Origin of the sequence: Bacillus sp. REN16 (assembly GCF_020731355.1) — a bacterium.
In the GTDB taxonomy this organism is placed as follows: Bacteria; Bacillota; Bacilli; order Bacillales; family Bacillaceae_L; genus Ferdinandcohnia.
In genome coordinates this window covers 78,327-95,058 of record NZ_JAJFZK010000009.1, presented here as the reverse complement: position 1 = coordinate 95,058, position 16,732 = coordinate 78,327, and the positions used below count along the sequence as shown (strand labels likewise).

At 40.0% G+C, this 16,732-nt stretch carries 12 protein-coding genes and 16 tRNA genes; 23 read left to right on the top strand and 5 right to left on the bottom strand.

The features are described 5' to 3' along the window. Positions 1 to 71: 71 nt before the first annotated feature. The 16 genes from LKW28_RS14090 to LKW28_RS14015 all read left to right on the top strand — a co-directional run bounded on the left by LKW28_RS14090 (position 72) and on the right by LKW28_RS14015 (position 2,088). Positions 72 to 160, top strand: a tRNA-Leu gene (locus LKW28_RS14090). 17 nt (positions 161 to 177) lie between these two features. Beyond that, positions 178 to 254, top strand: a tRNA-Arg gene (locus LKW28_RS14085). Positions 255 to 259: 5 nt separating this feature from the next. Further along, positions 260 to 336: transfer RNA gene (locus LKW28_RS14080), tRNA-Pro, on the top strand. 11 nt (positions 337 to 347) lie between these two features. Beyond that, positions 348 to 423, top strand: a tRNA-Ala gene (locus LKW28_RS14075). A 35-nt stretch (positions 424 to 458) separates the two neighbouring features. After that, positions 459 to 535, top strand: a tRNA-Met gene (locus tag LKW28_RS14070). A 19-nt stretch (positions 536 to 554) separates the two neighbouring features. Beyond that, a tRNA-Ile gene (locus tag LKW28_RS14065) sits at positions 555 to 631 on the top strand. A gap of 19 nt (positions 632 to 650) precedes the next feature. Then, a tRNA-Ser gene (locus LKW28_RS14060) sits at positions 651 to 743 on the top strand. 189 nt (positions 744 to 932) lie between these two features. Beyond that, positions 933 to 1,009 (top strand) — tRNA-Met (locus LKW28_RS14055). 205 nt (positions 1,010 to 1,214) lie between these two features. Next, positions 1,215 to 1,290: transfer RNA gene (locus LKW28_RS14050), tRNA-Asp, on the top strand. Positions 1,291 to 1,298: 8 nt separating this feature from the next. After that, positions 1,299 to 1,371: transfer RNA gene (locus LKW28_RS14045), tRNA-Phe, on the top strand. 29 nt (positions 1,372 to 1,400) lie between these two features. Continuing rightward, a tRNA-His gene (locus LKW28_RS14040) sits at positions 1,401 to 1,476 on the top strand. A gap of 167 nt (positions 1,477 to 1,643) precedes the next feature. Beyond that, positions 1,644 to 1,717: transfer RNA gene (locus LKW28_RS14035), tRNA-Gly, on the top strand. 15 nt (positions 1,718 to 1,732) lie between these two features. Continuing rightward, positions 1,733 to 1,809: transfer RNA gene (locus LKW28_RS14030), tRNA-Ile, on the top strand. Positions 1,810 to 1,818: 9 nt separating this feature from the next. After that, positions 1,819 to 1,893: transfer RNA gene (locus LKW28_RS14025), tRNA-Asn, on the top strand. 5 nt (positions 1,894 to 1,898) lie between these two features. Then, positions 1,899 to 1,989: transfer RNA gene (locus tag LKW28_RS14020), tRNA-Ser, on the top strand. A 27-nt stretch (positions 1,990 to 2,016) separates the two neighbouring features. After that, a tRNA-Glu gene (locus LKW28_RS14015) sits at positions 2,017 to 2,088 on the top strand. A 93-nt stretch (positions 2,089 to 2,181) separates the two neighbouring features. Here the strand turns inward: LKW28_RS14015 and LKW28_RS14010 are convergent. Together LKW28_RS14010 and LKW28_RS14005 are read right to left on the bottom strand one after the other, a co-directional pair. Next, positions 2,182 to 2,358: a hypothetical protein gene (locus LKW28_RS14010; RefSeq protein ID WP_229140997.1), complete on the bottom strand. Its 177-nt coding sequence runs from the start codon at positions 2,356 to 2,358 to the stop codon at positions 2,182 to 2,184. A gap of 54 nt (positions 2,359 to 2,412) precedes the next feature. Further along, positions 2,413 to 3,207, bottom strand: a complete 795-nt coding sequence (locus LKW28_RS14005) for a TIGR00266 family protein (protein WP_229140996.1) — start codon at positions 3,205 to 3,207, stop codon at positions 2,413 to 2,415. Positions 3,208 to 3,397: 190 nt separating this feature from the next. Between LKW28_RS14005 and LKW28_RS14000 the strand changes: the two genes are divergently transcribed. Beyond that, the gene (locus tag LKW28_RS14000) at positions 3,398 to 5,809 is read left to right on the top strand and encodes a penicillin acylase family protein (RefSeq protein ID WP_229140995.1); all 2,412 of its coding nucleotides are present in this window, start codon (positions 3,398 to 3,400) and stop codon (positions 5,807 to 5,809) included. A gap of 39 nt (positions 5,810 to 5,848) precedes the next feature. On the opposite strand, the gene LKW28_RS13995 is transcribed toward LKW28_RS14000, so the two are convergent. Next, on the bottom strand, positions 5,849 to 6,604 hold the full coding sequence (locus LKW28_RS13995) for a TraR/DksA C4-type zinc finger protein (RefSeq protein WP_229140994.1): 756 nt from the start codon (positions 6,602 to 6,604) through the stop codon (positions 5,849 to 5,851). Positions 6,605 to 6,735: 131 nt separating this feature from the next. After that, a complete protein-coding gene (locus LKW28_RS13990; protein WP_229140993.1) occupies positions 6,736 to 7,671 on the bottom strand; it encodes a 1,4-dihydroxy-2-naphthoate polyprenyltransferase in 936 nt (311 codons plus the stop codon). A gap of 322 nt (positions 7,672 to 7,993) precedes the next feature. Here LKW28_RS13990 and LKW28_RS13985 point away from each other — a divergent pair, with 322 nt between their 5' ends. The 6 genes from LKW28_RS13985 to menC all read left to right on the top strand — a co-directional run bounded on the left by LKW28_RS13985 (position 7,994) and on the right by menC (position 15,638). After that, the gene (locus tag LKW28_RS13985) at positions 7,994 to 9,385 is read left to right on the top strand and encodes an isochorismate synthase (protein WP_229141113.1); all 1,392 of its coding nucleotides are present in this window, start codon (positions 7,994 to 7,996) and stop codon (positions 9,383 to 9,385) included. Continuing rightward, positions 9,378 to 11,126, top strand: a complete 1,749-nt coding sequence (gene menD / locus LKW28_RS13980) for a 2-succinyl-5-enolpyruvyl-6-hydroxy-3-cyclohexene-1-carboxylic-acid synthase (protein ID WP_229140992.1) — start codon at positions 9,378 to 9,380, stop codon at positions 11,124 to 11,126. The genes LKW28_RS13985 and menD overlap by 8 nt, the downstream gene beginning before the upstream one ends. A gap of 2 nt (positions 11,127 to 11,128) precedes the next feature. Next, positions 11,129 to 11,944 (top strand): 2-succinyl-6-hydroxy-2,4-cyclohexadiene-1-carboxylate synthase, encoded by an 816-nt coding sequence (menH, locus tag LKW28_RS13975; RefSeq protein WP_229140991.1) that lies wholly within the window; start codon positions 11,129 to 11,131, stop codon positions 11,942 to 11,944. A gap of 201 nt (positions 11,945 to 12,145) precedes the next feature. After that, complete coding sequence (menB, locus tag LKW28_RS13970) at positions 12,146 to 12,967, top strand: 1,4-dihydroxy-2-naphthoyl-CoA synthase (RefSeq protein ID WP_229140990.1); 822 nt, start codon at positions 12,146 to 12,148, stop codon at positions 12,965 to 12,967. A gap of 77 nt (positions 12,968 to 13,044) precedes the next feature. Then, positions 13,045 to 14,520, top strand: coding sequence for an o-succinylbenzoate--CoA ligase (locus tag LKW28_RS13965; protein ID WP_229140989.1), 1,476 nt, complete (start codon positions 13,045 to 13,047; stop codon positions 14,518 to 14,520). Then, entirely contained in the window at positions 14,520 to 15,638 is a 1,119-nt protein-coding gene (menC, locus tag LKW28_RS13960) for an o-succinylbenzoate synthase (protein WP_229141112.1), read from the top strand. The genes LKW28_RS13965 and menC overlap by 1 nt, the downstream gene beginning before the upstream one ends. Positions 15,639 to 15,713: 75 nt before the next feature. Here menC and zupT read toward each other — a convergent pair whose 3' ends face one another. Beyond that, positions 15,714 to 16,523 carry a zinc transporter ZupT gene (gene zupT, locus LKW28_RS13955; RefSeq protein WP_229140988.1) on the bottom strand — a complete coding sequence of 270 codons (810 nt, stop codon included), beginning with the start codon at positions 16,521 to 16,523 and terminating at the stop codon, positions 15,714 to 15,716. Between the last annotated feature and the right edge of the window lie 209 nt (positions 16,524 to 16,732).

Below are 16,732 nucleotides of genomic sequence, written 5' to 3'. Positions count from 1 at the left end.
AGAACACCACCTTGCCAAGGTGGGGGTCGCGGGTTCGAATCCCGTCTTCCGCTCCAGAAGTATTTTAAAGTGCCGGGGTGGCGGAACTGGCAGACGCACAGGACTTAAAATCCTGCGGTAGGTGACTACCGTACCGGTTCGATTCCGGTTCTCGGCACCATTTTAATTAATCGTAATGCGCCCGTAGCTCAATTGGATAGAGCGTCTGACTACGGATCAGAAGGCTATGGGTTCGACTCCTTTCGGGCGCGCCATATTACGGGAAGTAGCTCAGCTTGGTAGAGCACTTGGTTTGGGACCAAGGGGTCGCAGGTTCGAATCCTGTCTTCCCGACCATTTAAACATTTGGGGCCTTAGCTCAGCTGGGAGAGCGCCTGCCTTGCACGCAGGAGGTCAGCGGTTCGATCCCGCTAGGCTCCACCAATTAATTATATTAATAAGAAATTAGATTTAATCATGGCGGTGTAGCTCAGCTGGCTAGAGCGTACGGTTCATACCCGTGAGGTCGGGGGTTCGATCCCCTCCGCCGCTACCATTTTATTTTTAAAAATCTAGGACCTTTAGCTCAGCTGGTTAGAGCAGACGGCTCATAACCGTCCGGTCGTAGGTTCGAGTCCTACAAGGTCCACCATTTACAACTTCTTATATGTGGAGGAATACCCAAGTCCGGCTGAAGGGATCGGTCTTGAAAACCGACAGGGGTGTTAAAGCCCGCGGGGGTTCGAATCCCTCTTCCTCCGCCATATTATTTTTAGCATTATAATATGGTATAAATAAGTAATTTCTATTGTCGCAGGGTGGAGCAACAAGCGTTGCAACATCGAATTACTGCGAGTTGTCCCGACGGACTAGGCTTCTCGAATAAGCTAGCAGAGGAAGGGACAGTCTTGTGCAAACAAAGCGCATGACAAAAATTGTATATTTTCTATTGTCGCGGGGTGGAGCAGTCTGGTAGCTCGTCGGGCTCATAACCCGAAGGTCGTAGGTTCAAATCCTGCCCCCGCAACCAAAAAAAGTATTGACGAATAAGTAATATTATCGTAAAATAATATTTGTCTTCTTAAACAAAGGTCCCGTGGTGTAGCGATGAGCAGATCATCGTCGAATAAGCTGCGAGTTGTCCCGACGGATAAAGCTCCTTGAATAAGCTAGTAGAGGAAGGGACAGTTAACAAACGTAAAAAATTGCGTATGAAAGATTTTATTTTAACACATGGTCCCGTGGTGTAGCGGTTAACATGCCTGCCTGTCACGCAGGAGATCGCCGGTTCGATCCCGGTCGGGACCGCCATATGTTGTGGCTCAGTAGCTCAGTCGGTAGAGCAAAGGACTGAAAATCCTTGTGTCGGCGGTTCGATTCCGTCCTGAGCCACCTTACTATTTTCAAAAATTAAATTAATGGCGGTTGTGGCGAAGTGGTTAACGCATCGGATTGTGGTTCCGACATTCGTGGGTTCGATTCCCATCAGCCGCCCCATGTATGCGGGTGTAGTTTAATGGTAAAACCTCAGCCACGAGCAAAGCTTCAATGAATATGCTACGAGTTGCCTCGACGCATTAACTTCATGAAAAAGCGAGAAGAGGAAGAGGCATGTAAGGCCAATAAGACGTATTACTTAACTTCATAATACTAATAATTTATATGCGGGTGTAGTTTAATGGTAAAACCTCAGCCTTCCAAGCTGATGTCGTGAGTTCGATTCTCATCACCCGCTCCATTTTTTTATCTTAATGGGCCTATAGCTCAGCTGGTTAGAGCGCACGCCTGATAAGCGTGAGGTCGATGGTTCGAGTCCATTTAGGCCCACCATATAATTATTCCGCAGTAGCTCAGTGGTAGAGCTATCGGCTGTTAACCGATCGGTCGTAGGTTCGAGTCCTACCTGCGGAGCCATATTTGGGGAAGTACTCAAGTGGCTGAAGAGGCGCCCCTGCTAAGGGTGTAGGTCGCGTAAGCGGCGCGAGGGTTCAAATCCCTCCTTCTCCGCCATACCGATTTAAATAAATAATATATTCCGGCCCGTTGGTCAAGCGGTTAAGACACCGCCCTTTCACGGCGGTAACACGGGTTCGAATCCCGTACGGGTCATCAAGCGCTATGAGAATTTCTCATGGCTTTTTTATTTGCCTCCATTTCCTGTACTTTCCAGCCAAAATGAAAAAACACCTGTTACCAGGTGCTCTAATCTTTGGGCATGATGTCATCTTCAATTTTTTGTGCAGGATTGTCTAAATCCACATCGGAAAAGATACCCGGGGATATCCCGCGGAACATATCAAATGCAAGAATCTTATCATCTGGCGCATCAAATAATGGAGCTTCTCCGTTGAAATCTTCAACATCTTTTTTTCGATTCATCTTTCCACACCTCCATCTATTATCCTACCAGTTCCTAAAATAAATATTCTTGGATTAATCATCCCCATTTAGAAAATTACCCAATCCTCCTAGAATACTTCCTTCACCAGTGCTGCCGCCATTTCTAGGCGCACTCGCGAAGATTCGGTCTGCAAGGCGACTGAATGGTAATGACTGCACCCAAACGGTTCCTGGACCCCTTACAGTTGCGTAGAATAATCCTTCACCGCCAAAAAAGGCTGTTTTAATTTTGCCTACATATTCAATGTTATAATCTACCTCTTTTGTCATTCCCACTAAACAGCCTGTATCGATTCTGAGAGTTTCCCCTGCTTGGAGATCCTTTTTATGTATAGTACCGCCGGCATGTAGAAAGGCTAAGCCATCTCCTTCTAATTTTTGCATGATAAAGCCCTCTCCACCAAAGAAGCCGGTTCCTAATTTTCGTTGAAAATCAATCCCCACTGAAACCCCTTTTGCTGCACATAAAAAGGAATCCTTTTGACATACTACTTTACCGCCTAGCAAGCTTAAATCAACTGGAATAATCTTTCCAGGATAGGGGGCAGCAAAGGATACATGTTTTTTCCCCATATTGCTATTTGTGAAGACCGTCATAAATAGGCTTTCCCCTGTTAGAACCCTTTTACCCGCTCCTAATAGTTTTCCAAAAAGACCGCCGCCTCCAGAGCCTGACCCGTCGCCAAATATTGTTTCCATTGATATGCCATCCTCCATCATCATCATGGCACCAGCTTCAGCAATGACACTCTCACTGGGATCTAATTCAATTTCAACAAACTGCATATCATCCCCATAAAGTTTATACTCGATTTCATGTGCGTTCATTTTGTTCTTCCTTTCCCTAAAAAATAGATACAATGAAGTATTCGTCATTCATTAGTATCTTCCTTTTAAAATGCAAGAGAGAATGAAAAAAATGTTAATTCTTCTCGGAGATTTAAATGACAAACTTTGCTTTGAGTACTATAATATATTTAGAATTTTCTTGAAATAATATGTCTGAAAGGGGGATTATATGAGTTCGGAAGTCATTGTAAAAAGAAGGATATGGCCAAGAAAGAAACGTTGGAGAGTTGTTTTTCTGCTAGGATTCTTTATCATACTTCTACTTACATCAAGTATTGTTGCAGGCTATTTATTTTTGAGAAAAAGTTTACCGGTTATTGAAGGAAATCTTCAAGTTGAGGGGATTACCAAAGAGGTAGAAGTCATCCGAGATCAAAATGGTGTCCCGCATATTGTTGCAAAAAATCAGCATGATCTTTATTTTGCTCAAGGGTATGTTACGGCTCAAGATCGTTTATTTCAGATGGATTTAAGCAGAAGACAAGCATCAGGAGAGTTAAGTGAGGTAATCGGTGCTTCACTTGTTGATCAGGATAAATATTTTAGAACGCTCGGCTTAAGAAGGGCTGCTGAGTCATCATATGATGGATATTCCGATGAAGCAAAAGCTGTTCTCCAAGCTTATGCAGATGGGGTTAATGCTTTTATAAAAGAGGCAAAGGAAAAGAATAAATTACCTGTTGAGTTTACACTGGCTGGATATGAACCTGGTGAGTGGAGTCCAATTGATTCACTTACGATTGGAAAATACATGGCTTATGATTTAGGTGGACATTACAAAGGGCAAGCTTTTCGTTACTATATGGCCCAGCAAGTTTCGGAGGAAAAACTACTAGAATTATTCCCTGCTTATCCCGAAGATGGTGCAACCGTCATTCAAGCCATGAAGGATCATCCACTTGATATTTCGAAAACTATCGCTAAAGCACCTTTTCCAAATGAGTTTAATGGAAGTAATAACTGGGTTGTAAGTGCTGAAAAATCAGAATCAGGTATGCCCATTCTAGCTGATGATCCCCATTTAGCTTTGGCAACACCATCAATCTGGTATGAAACACATTTGCAGAATGATGAAGTAAATGTTAGTGGTGTTATTTTTGCAGGTGTACCAGGTATCATCATAGGGCGAAATGAACATATTGCTTGGGGTGTTACCAATGTGGGGCCAGATGTTCAGGATTTATATATTGAACGAAGAAATCCAGACAATCCTGCTCAATTTGAGTATATGGGGAAATGGGAAGAGGCAACATTCATTGAGGAGCCGATTAAAGTAAAGGATGGGGAGACAATTCCATATCAAGTTCAGGTTACAAGACATGGGCCAATTATTTCCGAATTTACTCATGATCACAAGGAAGAAACAGTTTTAGCATTAAGATGGACGGCACTAGATGCTTCGACTGAACTTGAAGCTGTGTTAATGTTTAACACGGCAAAGAATTGGGATGAATTTAAAGATGCTCTTACATATTTCCATACACCTGCTCAAAACTTTGTTTTTGCGGCAACTGATGGAACAATCGCTTATCGCGCTAATGGGTTAATCCCAATCCGGAAAAATGGGGATAGTTCTGTTCCTGTGCCAGGTTGGACGGATGAATATGAGTGGGAGGGGTATATTCCTTGGGATGAACTCCCGACCATTGTGAATCCTAAGGAAGGATTTATCTCTACTGCAAATAATAAAATAGTGCCAGATGAATATCCTTACCATATAACAAATACATGGGCACAGCCTTATCGTCAGCAACGCATTCGTGATGTTTTAGCTAGTAAGGATGTGATAACCGCAGATGAGATGATGAAACTGCAATTTGATCAATATAACTTACAGGCTGAGGAATTTGTACCGATTTTCCTTGACGTATTATCAAAAAATGCAGACCAGCTGAGAGAAATTGATAAAACTGTGATAAAGGAATTTAAGGATTGGGATTTTGTAGACCGAATCGAAGATGGAGAGCCATTAGTCTTTCATAAATGGATGGAGGAATTTGCAAATGTGCTGTTTGAGGAATCCATCCCAAAGGATATTGATAAATTGTTTGAAGGAAAATCGCAAATTGTAGACCAAATGATTCGTGATGCCAAAAAAGGACATGAAGGAATTTGGTTAAAAGATGCTGGTGGGTTAGAACAGGTAACCATCGAGTCTTTAAAAAGAGCTGTGGACTTTGCGGCGGAAAAGCAAGGAAAAAATCCAAGCAAATGGTCCTGGGGTGAATTTCATCAAGTGCCTTTTAATCATCCATTATCAGCAATTTCACCGTTGAACTATTTATTTAATAATAATGGTTCCGTCCCAATGGGGGGGAGTGGAATTACTGTAGCAGCTGCAAGTTTTAATTATAATTCAGGTGCAATAACGCATGGTGCCGCATGGAGGTCAGTTATTGATTTATCTAACATGAGTGAAAGCTATAATGTGGTCGGTCCAGGTCAATCTGGGCATGTTTTAAGTCCTTTTTATCATGATCAAATATCTGACTGGACAACAGGTAATTATCATATTACCTATACCGATAAAGAAAAATATAGGCTTAACAGTAATACGCTTATTTTACAGCCCGCCAAGTAACAGAAGAGCAGTGGAAAAACGATTCCACTGCTTTTAATTTTAATCCTCGGCTTCGTCCTGTGTATAAGGTTCTTTTTCATATGGGGGAAGGTCGCCGAACATTGTCATTATTCCTTCTTCATCTAGTACTTCCTCATATCGTTCATGTTGGTTATTTGGATAGATGATAATTTCTTTTCCTTCAATATCTGTTCCAACAAAGTTCTCATAATCCTCAACATAACCCACATTCTCGTCTGATTCAACAAACACTTCATTATAGCTATCAACAGGGTCTGCTAAGTCTGAAGGAGTTTCCGACGTACCATACCTTGCTACGTCCTGCCAGGAATCCTCTGCATCAAAGGATACATTGTCTTCCTCATCAAAAAACTTTCCGAATGGGGGCATTAAAACGCCTTCTTCAATAGGTCGATTATGGGAAACGACCTGGTTTGGACTATGTTCGACACAATATGTTGTAGTTGGAATCGCGTCCAGACGATCGACTGGGATGTCTTTACCGCATTTTTCGCACTTCCCATATCGTCCTTCATCAATCGCTTGTAGTGCATAGTCAATGTCTTTTAGCTCTTTTTCAATGTGCTCATTAAGTGCAACGTCCTTTTCACGTTCATATAGTTCAGTACCTTCATCCCCTGGATGGTTATCGTAAGAAGAAAGTTCCCCAACCGAACCATGGAAATGACCGCGTTCTAAATCAAAATGATCGCTATCCGTTAATTGTTCTTCGACCTCTTTTTTTGCGTTTATCAACTGTGAACGGAAGGTTGATAATTGCTCATTTGATAACATTGTAAGCACTCCTTCCAAAATGAATTTCGTAGCGAATCTTGTTAAGTATTATTTACAGAAACACGAAAATCATAAATGTAAAAAAGTTCATGTATGAGGACAAAGAAAAAACACGATATTCAATCGTGTTTTTAGAAGAAATAACTTATAAAGATCCCGATCGATAATAGGAATCCAAAAAATGTATTTGTTTGGGCGGTAGCCTTCATTGCGGGCATCATTTGAATTGGCTCTGATTTGCCAATAAATCCTTTTATCGCTGCAATAGCTTTTGGAACACTAACTAATACTAGAAGGCTCCAGAATGAAGCAATTCCGATAAATGCTAAAACGATGATCCAAATATATGAAATAATAAACAATCCTGCCAAGAACTTAATCGAATTGTCCCTACCTAATAAAATGGGTAAAGTGCGACGTCCATTCTTTTTATCGCCATCCAAATCACGTATATTGTTAGACATGTTAATTGCACCAACAAGAATCATAATTGGAATTGAGATTAACACAGTTGTTGTCGTAACGGTCCCAGTTTGGATAAAAAACGATATTAATATAATAATCATACCCATAAAGAAACCAGCTGCTAACTCACCGAATGGTGTTGACGAAATAGGAAGTGGACCACCAGTATACAAATAACCAACTGACATACAAACAGTCCCGACTATTGCCAGCCACCAGCTACTATGCATACAAATATAAATACCTAATAACAAGGCAATTCCAAAGAAAGTAAACGCAAGGTTTAAAATAACCTTTGGTTTAACGCCATCTCTGACAATTGTACCGCCAATTCCGACCGATTCAGCAGTATCAAGACCGCGCTTAAAATCGAAATACTCATTTATCATATTAGTTGCTGCTTGAATAAGAAGACAAGCCAACAACATTGTTAAAAACAGGAGCATATTAATAGACGTTTCTAATAATGCAAGAACAGTTCCTAAAATAACTGGAACAAATGATGCTGTTAGAGTATGTGGGCGCATAAGTCTCCACCATACCTGAAAACGATTGGAAGGCTTATTAGATAGCTTCTGATTTGTCTTAAGTTCAGTTTGCATTCGATTACTCCTCTCTCGACGAAGCTCAAGTATATCCAAAGTACAGTTTAGTGAATTGGTCAAGTACTGTCAATGGTTTAAACTAACAAAAAGGTTTCTCCAGATTAACACATCTTAAAAAATCGTATAATAAGGAAGTAAGTAGTCATTGTACGGGAAGGTATGGTAGAATCAAGTTTGTTGACAACTATACGCAGTGGGTATATCGTTGAGGCAGTTTTGAATAAGGTGCAATATTAAAGAATTATAACGTGTTAATGATATACTATTATAAGATAATAATTAGAATGCAATAAATTTTTCGGGGGGATAAAAGTTGGTCATGATACAACAAAAAGAATTGAAAGATTACATAGAGAAGGGAATAAGCCGTTCAAAGGAGATTTCTATGCCTGTTCTAATAAGTCAGGTAAAAGAAATCAAGAACATAGACCCCCTATTGTTCTTTTCCGCTGGAAAAAGGGAACCTTTTGAAACGCGCTGTTTTTGGTCTAATCCTACAAATGACACAATTATAGTTGGATTAGGGGAAGCCTATACAATTAGCGATAACGAGTCTATGGAACGTTTTGATGCCATTGAGGAGAAGTGGAAGAGACTCGTTCAACATATGATTATTGTTGATGATTTTTCCCCTTATTCGACAGGTCCGATATTAATGGGTGGGTTTTCATTCGATCCATTAAAAAAGAGAACAGAGCTTTGGGATCATTTCGATGATGCTAAATTTGTGTTGCCTACCATTATGCTTTCTTATTATAAAGGAAGCACTTATTTAACAACGAATATTATTTGCGAACCAACTGGTACTTCTTTTGTTGAATCTGACTTGGGAAACTTGGACGAACTGATTGAGGAAAATCATAAATTGCAAACAATCACTTCTTTTACAAAAGAGGAAGTTCAACCTAAGGAATGGAAGGAATCGGTACGAAATGCAACAATAAAGGTACAGTCCGGTGAAGTAGAAAAAGTTGTACTAGCCAGGGAAATTAAACTTCATTTTGACGAACGAATTGAGGCGGACGCTGTGCTGACGCGTCTAAAAGAAGAGCAACCGATGAGTTATTTATTTGCAATCGAATATGAAAATTCATGTTTTATTGGAGCATCACCTGAAAGGCTAATTAAGAAAAAAGGTGATGAGTTCTTAACGACATGTCTCGCTGGTTCAATTCGCCGCGGCAAGACGCCTGCTGAGGATGAGCAATTAGAAAATGAAATACTAAATGACCGGAAAAATCTGCATGAGCATGATGTCGTCGTCCAAATGATTAAAAATGCAATGAAAGAGTCGTGCACGAGTATCTCTACACCAACACATCCAGGGATATTAAAAATGCGTGATATTCAGCATTTATACACTCCTATAACAGGTGTTGCAAAAGAGGACGTATCATTGCTTACTGTTGTAAATCGTTTACATCCAACACCTGCACTTGGCGGTCAGCCAAAGCAAAAAGCCAACGAAATTATTCGTGAGCTTGAAGTTCTGGATCGCGGTTGGTATGGCAGTCCAGTCGGTTGGTTTGATACTAATGATAATGGGGAATTTGCAGTTGCTATTCGCTCTGGTTTATTAAAGGATAATAATGCATCCCTATTTGCTGGTTGTGGAATTGTCGGAGATTCGGAACCAGAAAGTGAATATACAGAAACGATGATTAAGTTTCGACCAATGTTATCTGCATTAGGGGGCTTAAACCATGAATAATCAAGCATTAACTCGGTATGTTGCATCATTTGTTGATGAATTAGTGCGGGTGGGGGTTACAGAGGCTGTCGTAAGCCCGGGTTCACGTTCCACCCCAATGGCCATTTTAATGGCAGAACATCCTCAAATGAATGTAACAATCAATATAGATGAACGTTCGTCAGCGTTTTATGCACTTGGGGTTGCTAAAGCAACGAAGAAACCAGTTGCCATTCTTTGTACATCCGGAACTGCAGCAGCAAATTATTTTCCAGCAATTGTGGAGGCCTATTATTCAAGGGTTCCACTTATTGTGTTAACAGCAGATCGACCACATGAGCTACGAGATGTCGGCGCACCGCAAGCTATAAATCAAAACCAGCTATATGGTAATCATGCGAAATGGTTTGTAGAAATGGCACTGCCGGAAGAATCAGAACAAATGCTATCCTATGTTCGCACAATGGCAGGAAGGGCTGCGGGAACTGCATTAACTGCACCAGCAGGACCGGTTCATCTAAACTTTCCTTTCCGTGAGCCCCTGATGCCTAATCTTGACTTGGACAACTTATGGGGATCTAATAGCGACTTACGGAAAAATGTGAACGTTCTTGTCGGAAAACCAAAAATGGATGAAGAGCAGATTCATCTTATCAGTGAAATAGTTAGCAGTAAAAAGAAGGGGATTATTGTTTGTGGTTCCCATTATGATGAAGAATTTGGACATGCGGTAGCAAGTTTAGCTGAAACACTTCAATTTCCAATTCTAGCTGATCCGTTATCACAACTGAGAAGTGGTAAACATTCAAAATCACATATAGTTGATGGATATGATGCTTTTTTACGAGATGAAGATTTCCGTGAAGCATTTTCACCAGAAATCATAATTCGGTTTGGAGCAATGCCTGTTTCAAAAGCACTTCTTCAATATATTCAAAAATATAAAAACACAACTCAAATCATTGTGGACGGAGATGGAGGATGGAGAGATCCAACCTTATCAGCAACCGATATGGTTTATTGCGATGAAATTGAATTTTGTAATGTGATTGGTAACCAAATAGAGAAACGAAATGATTCTAGTTGGGTAAATGATTGGTTAAAAATAAACAATCTCGTAAAAGAAAATGTAAATAAAGTACATACAGAGGAAACTTTATTTGAGGGAAAAGTATTTACTGAACTTAAAGAAATTATGCCAACCGGTTCAACCATCTTTGTTGGGAATAGCATGCCAATCCGTGATCTTGATACTTTCTTTACAAATAACGAGAAATCGATACATGTTCTAGGAAACCGTGGTGCTAATGGAATCGATGGGCTTGTATCGACGGCAATGGGCATTAGTTCACAAAATGAGCATACCGTGTTGGTCATCGGTGACCTATCCTTTTATCATGATTTGAATGGGTTATTGGCGGCAAAACATCATCATTTAAACATTACAATTGTTTTAATCAATAATGACGGTGGCGGTATTTTTTCTTTCTTACCACAATCACAAGAGGAAAAGCATTTTGAAACTCTTTTTGGGACTCCGATTGGTCTGAATTATGAACATGCAGTTCAAATGTATGGCGGTAAATTTACTAGTATTAATGACTGGGAAGAATTCCGTAAAGCCATTACTGCTTCGTTTCAAGAAAAAGGATTGCATGTTGTGGAGGTTAAAACAGACCGCCATGAGAATGTCATGATACATCGAAAAATGTGGAAAAATGTTTCCCGGGAAATACTTGAAACACTTAAAAGGGAACCATAAAAATGTATGTTTCGACAAATGGGAGTACTTATCATGTAGAAGTAGTTGGTGAGGGTTCACCTATCTTATTCCTCCATGGTTTTACGGGGAGTATAACAACTTGGAATCAAACAACTGACATACTTAAAACCAATTTTCAATGTATTTTAGTAGATATTATTGGACATGGGGAGTCGGACAGCCCAGAAGATTATTCAAGATATCATATTGAAAAAGTCGCAAAAGATATCATTCACATTTTAGATGTTTTGGAAATTCCTGTCGTACATCTAGCTGGGTACTCAATGGGAGGCAGAGTAGCTTTGGCAACTGCTATTCTAAATCCTTCTAGGGTTGCCAGTCTGATAGTAGAGAGCAGCTCACCAGGGCTAAAAACCGAAGATGAACGATTGGCTCGAAGAAAATCAGATGAACAGTTAGCTGATCGTATTGAACAAGAGGGGATCCTTAAGTTTGTAGATTATTGGGAGAACATTCCCCTATTTTCATCACAAAAAGCACTATCGCAGGAACAACAATTAGAAATTCGCAAGGAACGTCTCAATAACAATCCTATCGGCTTAGCAAACAGCTTAAGGGGGATGGGAACAGGTGCACAGTCCTCATATTGGGGCCGGCTAAATGAGATAGACTTCCCAACTTTATTGCTATGTGGTGAACTTGATCATAAGTTTTGTAAAATTGCTGAAGAGATGAGTTCGAGCATCCAAAATGCAACAGTGGTAAAAATAGTAGGAGCGGGACATGCAATTCATGTGGAACAACCGCATTTTTTTGGTAAAATAATAATTGAGTTTGTTTCTGATCATTTTTCTTAATGATCAAATATACATACAAACATACTAAAATGAGTGTTCAAAAAGGAGGATAAATAGGACCAAGAAGTTCGAGGCGGCGCAGTTTTGAGTAGCGGAACGTATGTAGTGAATACGTGAGCAACGGAAAAATAAGCCAACGAAGAAATTCGACGTGTCATTTTTACCGGACTTTTTGAACTTCCTTTAAAGGAGGACAAGCAAATGGCTGCAGTTGAATGGGTAGCAGAACGCAAGTATGATGAAATATTGTATGAAACATACAATGGCATTGCAAAGGTTACCATTAACCGTCCACATGTAAGGAATGCCTTTACTCCAAAAACAGTGGCAGAAATGATTGATGCTTTTGCATATGCAAGAGATGATTCAAACATTGGTGTTATCGTTCTTGCTGGTGCAGGAGATGAAGCATTCTGTTCTGGAGGGGATCAAAAGGTAAGAGGACATGGAGGTTATGTGGGAGATGACCAAATTCCACGTTTAAATGTTCTTGACCTTCAACGTTTAATCCGTGTTATTCCGAAACCAGTTGTTGCGATGGTTTCAGGATACGCGATTGGTGGAGGACATGTGTTACATGTCGTGTGTGACTTAACAATAGCTGCGGATAATGCGATTTTTGGACAAACAGGTCCGAAGGTTGGAAGCTTTGATGCAGGTTATGGTTCTGGATATCTTGCACGTATTATTGGTCATAAAAAGGCACGTGAAATCTGGTATTTATGCCGTCAATATAATGCCCAAGATGCATTAGACATGGGGCTTGTAAATACAGTTGTTCCGTTAGAAAAGCTGGAGGAAGAAACAATTAAGTGGTGTGAAGAAATGCTTTCAATGAGCCCAACCGCACTTCGTTTCTTAAAAGCAGCAATGAATGCTGATACAGATGGCCTAGCAGGTCTCCAACAAATGGCTGGAGATGCAACACTTCTTTATTACACAACAGATGAAGCGAAGGAAGGCCGTGACGCATTTAAAGAAAAGCGTAAGCCAGACTTTAAGCAATTCCCTCGTTTCCCTTAATATTCGATGCGCAGCTTGATGAAGATTTCATCAAGCTGTTTTTTGCATATTAGATTACGCTAGGAGACTTGAAAAAGATGAATTCAACAGAAATACCAAATTGGCTTAAGCAGCGAGCATTTTTAACACCAAATCGGATTGCCATAAAAACTGAATATGAGGAAATCTCTTTTTTAACATTGCATCAAAATGTATTAAAAAAAGCAAATCAACTATCTAATGCAGGGATTCAACAGGGGGATGTTGTCTCAGTCCTCATGAAGAATAGTGTGGAAATGGTAGAGATTATTCATGCATTAAAATATATTGGTGCGGTAACAGTACTCTTAAACATCAAGCTAACAGGTAATGAGCTAGAATTTCAAGTAAGCGACTCTGGGACGAAAATGTTGTTAACAGAGGATGCTTTAATTGAAAAAGCAAATGAAATCAACATCAAAAAAATGCTGGTTAAGGATCTGGAACAGTATCCTGAAAAAGATTGCTGCATCCAGGAATATTTTTCATTGGACCAAGCAGATACCATCATGTATACATCAGGGACGACAGGAAGCCCAAAAGGGGTCATCCACACGTACGGAAATCATTTGTGGAGTGCGATTGGTTCTAGTTTGAATCTGGGGCTTCACCAGGATGATTGTTGGTTACTAGCTGTTCCAATGTTCCATATAAGCGGATTATCGATCTTGTACAGGAGTGTAATTTATGGAATTCCTGCTGTGATTCATGAAGGATTTGATCCGAAAAAGGCAAATGCTGCAATCATTAATCAAGGTGTTACGATTATGTCTGTTGTGAGTATCATGCTCGCAAGGATGGTTGAGGAATTGGGGGATGAAACATATCCCGATCGTTTTAGATGTATGCTCCTTGGAGGAGGACCTGCTCCGAAACCACTGTTGGAGAATTGTCTAACGAAAAATATCCCTGTTTTTCAAACCTATGGGATGACTGAAACAGCATCACAGGTTGTTACTCTAGCTCCTGAGTACAGTATTTCAAAGCTTGGCTCAGCAGGAAAACCACTGTTTCCGGTACAAATCAAAATTGAAAAAGAGGGCTCACCGGCAATTCCAAATGAAGTAGGTGAAATTGTCGTAAAGGCACCAAATGTAACAAATGGCTATTTAAATCGAATGGATGCAACAAAAACATCGATTGTTGATGGATGGCTATATACGGGTGATATTGGATATTTAGATGAAGAAGGCTTTCTTTTTGTGATGGATCGTCGTTCGGATTTAATTATTTCAGGGGGAGAGAATATTTATCCAGCCGAACTTGAAGCAGTTTTATTGGCCCATCCGAGCATTATAGAAGCGGGAGTAACAGGTGTGGAGGATGACAAATGGGGACAAGTTCCGGCTGCCTTTGTAAGAATTGTGGACGGAAGCAATGCGAGTGAAGCGGAGATTATTGAATTTTGTTATGAAAAGCTTGCACGTTATAAAGTTCCTAAATCCATTCATTTTGTCGATCGTCTTCCACGTAATGCATCAAATAAATTGTTGCGCCGTAAATTAATTGAGCTGCTAAAGGATGAGAAACAATGATTAAAGTAAAACGGGTAACACTCCATCTCATTGAACAAAGTCTCCTTTCGCCATTTGTGACTGGCATAGGTAAAGTTGACAGAAGGGAGAGTATTCTCGTGGAAGTGGAGGATACGAATGGTGTTGTGGGTTGGGGAGAGGTTGTTGCTTTTTCGTCACCATGGTATACCGAAGAGACAATCAAAACATGCTGGCATATGCTCGAGGATTATTTAGTACCAAAACTTTTAGAAGTAGAGTATGAGCATCCGGAACAACTTCAGAATAGCTTTCAATATATAAAACGTAATAATATGGCAAAGGCAAGTCTTGATATGGCCATTTGGGATTTATATTCGAAGAAAAAAGGAATTTCATTGTCCAACGCAATAGGTGGCTCGAAAGCTATTATTGATTCAGGAGTTGTCGTAAGCATTGATTCCATTGACCGGGTTTTGCATAAAATAGAGGAGCATGTTAAATCGGGCTATAAACGTATCAAAATAAAAATTAAGCCTGAAGAGGATTATAACCTTCTTAAACAAATTAGACATGAATATCCTGCGTTACCGTTAATGGCGGATGCCAATTCTGCCTATACATTAAAGGATGTTGCTAAACTTCAAGCCCTAGATGAATTTGATTTAATGATGATAGAGCAACCTTTAGCCGAGGATGATATCGTTGACCATGCGAAACTGCAAAAAGAACTTTCCACACCAATTTGTTTAGATGAAAGTATTACTTCAGCTGAGGATGCTAGAAAAGCAATTGAATTGGGGAGTTGTAAAGTCATCAATATTAAAATCGGGAGAGTTGGCGGTATCACTGAAGCAATAAGGATTCATGATATTTGTAATTCATATGGTATTCCTGTGTGGTGTGGAGGGATGCTTGAAACTGGTATTTCAAGAGCCCATAATATTGCCTTAGCAAGCCTGCCTAATTTTACGATACCTGGAGATATTTCAGCATCTTCTAGATATTGGGATAAGGATGTTATTATTCCAGAAGTGAAGGTTGAAAATGGTCGCATTGCCGTTCCAGACGGGCCAGGAATTGGATATCAAGTCGATCATGAGTGGATTCATCAAGTAACGAAACATAAAAAGATCATAGAAATTAGGATCAAAGACTAAGAACGCCACGTACCGATGACTTCGTCTTTGTGACCCACATCATGAGGGCCCACGGCAATGCGAATTTTTCAATGGTTAAATAAATAATAGTAAGCTTAAGGCCATGACAGCCATACCGGCAATCAATCCGTAGATGGATAAATGTCCACTGTCATAACGTTTTGATGCTGGCAGTAATTCATCAAGTGAAATAAATACCATAATTCCTGCCACTGCAGCAAATATAATCCCGAACATTATATCATTTAAAAAAGGCATTAAAATCACAAAGGCTACGATTGCCCCAACGGGTTCCGCTAAACCAGATAGGAAAGAGAGCTTAAAGGCTCTTTTTTTATCACCTGTCGCAAAATAGACCGGTACGGCAACAGCAATGCCTTCAGGAATATTATGAATCGCTACGGCTATTGCAATGGCGATTCCAAGCCCTGGGTCTTGAAGTGCAGAGGTAAAGGTGGCAATACCTTCAGGAAAATTGTGAATCCCGATGGCAAGAGCCGTAAATGTTCCCATTTTTAATAATGCGGCATCCTCGACTTGAGCTGACGAGAGATTCATGTCCTCTACTTTTTTAACTTCATGAGGGTTACTGCTTTCGGGAACAAATTTATCTATTAACGCAATTAAGAGCATTCCCCCAAAGAAACCTGCTACCGTCATCCAGTTTCCCATTTGGTCCCCTAATTCCGATGTCAAGGCCACTTTTGCTTTAACGAAGATTTCAACCATCGATACATAGATCATAACTCCTGCTGAGAATCCAAGAGTCCAGGACAGAAATTTAGTATTTGTTCTGGATGTGAACAAGGAAATCAAACTACCTATCCCCGTCGCAAGGCCAGCAAGCAAAGTTAAGCCAAAAGCGAATAATAAATTTTCATACATCGCTTATTCTCCTCTCAAGCTTTTTTGTCTATATGAATAAATGTTTCCTTTGTGCAACTTTTAAAAGTATCATATGTTCATTTTTTTATTTTGTCAATTAATTTAGTTCAAAAAATTCGACATGTTAGAAAAAAATATGCGAACTAAACTAAAATGGTTCAGACAATATAAAAAAGACAGCTGAATTATCAGCTGTCTCGTAAGGATAT

Excerpts from the sequence above, each read along its gene's own strand:
- LKW28_RS14010 (WP_229140997.1), bottom strand. The coding sequence starts at position 2,358 with ATGAATCGAAAAAAAGATGTTGAAGATTTCAACGGAGAAGCTCCATTA.
- LKW28_RS14005 (WP_229140996.1), bottom strand. The coding sequence starts at position 3,207 with ATGAACGCACATGAAATCGAGTATAAACTTTATGGGGATGATATGCAG.
- LKW28_RS14000 (WP_229140995.1), top strand. The coding sequence starts at position 3,398 with ATGAGTTCGGAAGTCATTGTAAAAAGAAGGATATGGCCAAGAAAGAAA.
- LKW28_RS13995 (WP_229140994.1), bottom strand. The coding sequence starts at position 6,604 with ATGTTATCAAATGAGCAATTATCAACCTTCCGTTCACAGTTGATAAAC.
- LKW28_RS13990 (WP_229140993.1), bottom strand. The coding sequence starts at position 7,671 with ATGCAAACTGAACTTAAGACAAATCAGAAGCTATCTAATAAGCCTTCC.
- LKW28_RS13985 (WP_229141113.1), top strand. The coding sequence starts at position 7,994 with ATGATACAACAAAAAGAATTGAAAGATTACATAGAGAAGGGAATAAGC.
- menD (WP_229140992.1), top strand. The coding sequence starts at position 9,378 with ATGAATAATCAAGCATTAACTCGGTATGTTGCATCATTTGTTGATGAA.
- menH (WP_229140991.1), top strand. The coding sequence starts at position 11,129 with ATGTATGTTTCGACAAATGGGAGTACTTATCATGTAGAAGTAGTTGGT.
- menB (WP_229140990.1), top strand. The coding sequence starts at position 12,146 with ATGGCTGCAGTTGAATGGGTAGCAGAACGCAAGTATGATGAAATATTG.
- LKW28_RS13965 (WP_229140989.1), top strand. The coding sequence starts at position 13,045 with ATGAATTCAACAGAAATACCAAATTGGCTTAAGCAGCGAGCATTTTTA.
- zupT (WP_229140988.1), bottom strand. The coding sequence starts at position 16,523 with ATGTATGAAAATTTATTATTCGCTTTTGGCTTAACTTTGCTTGCTGGC.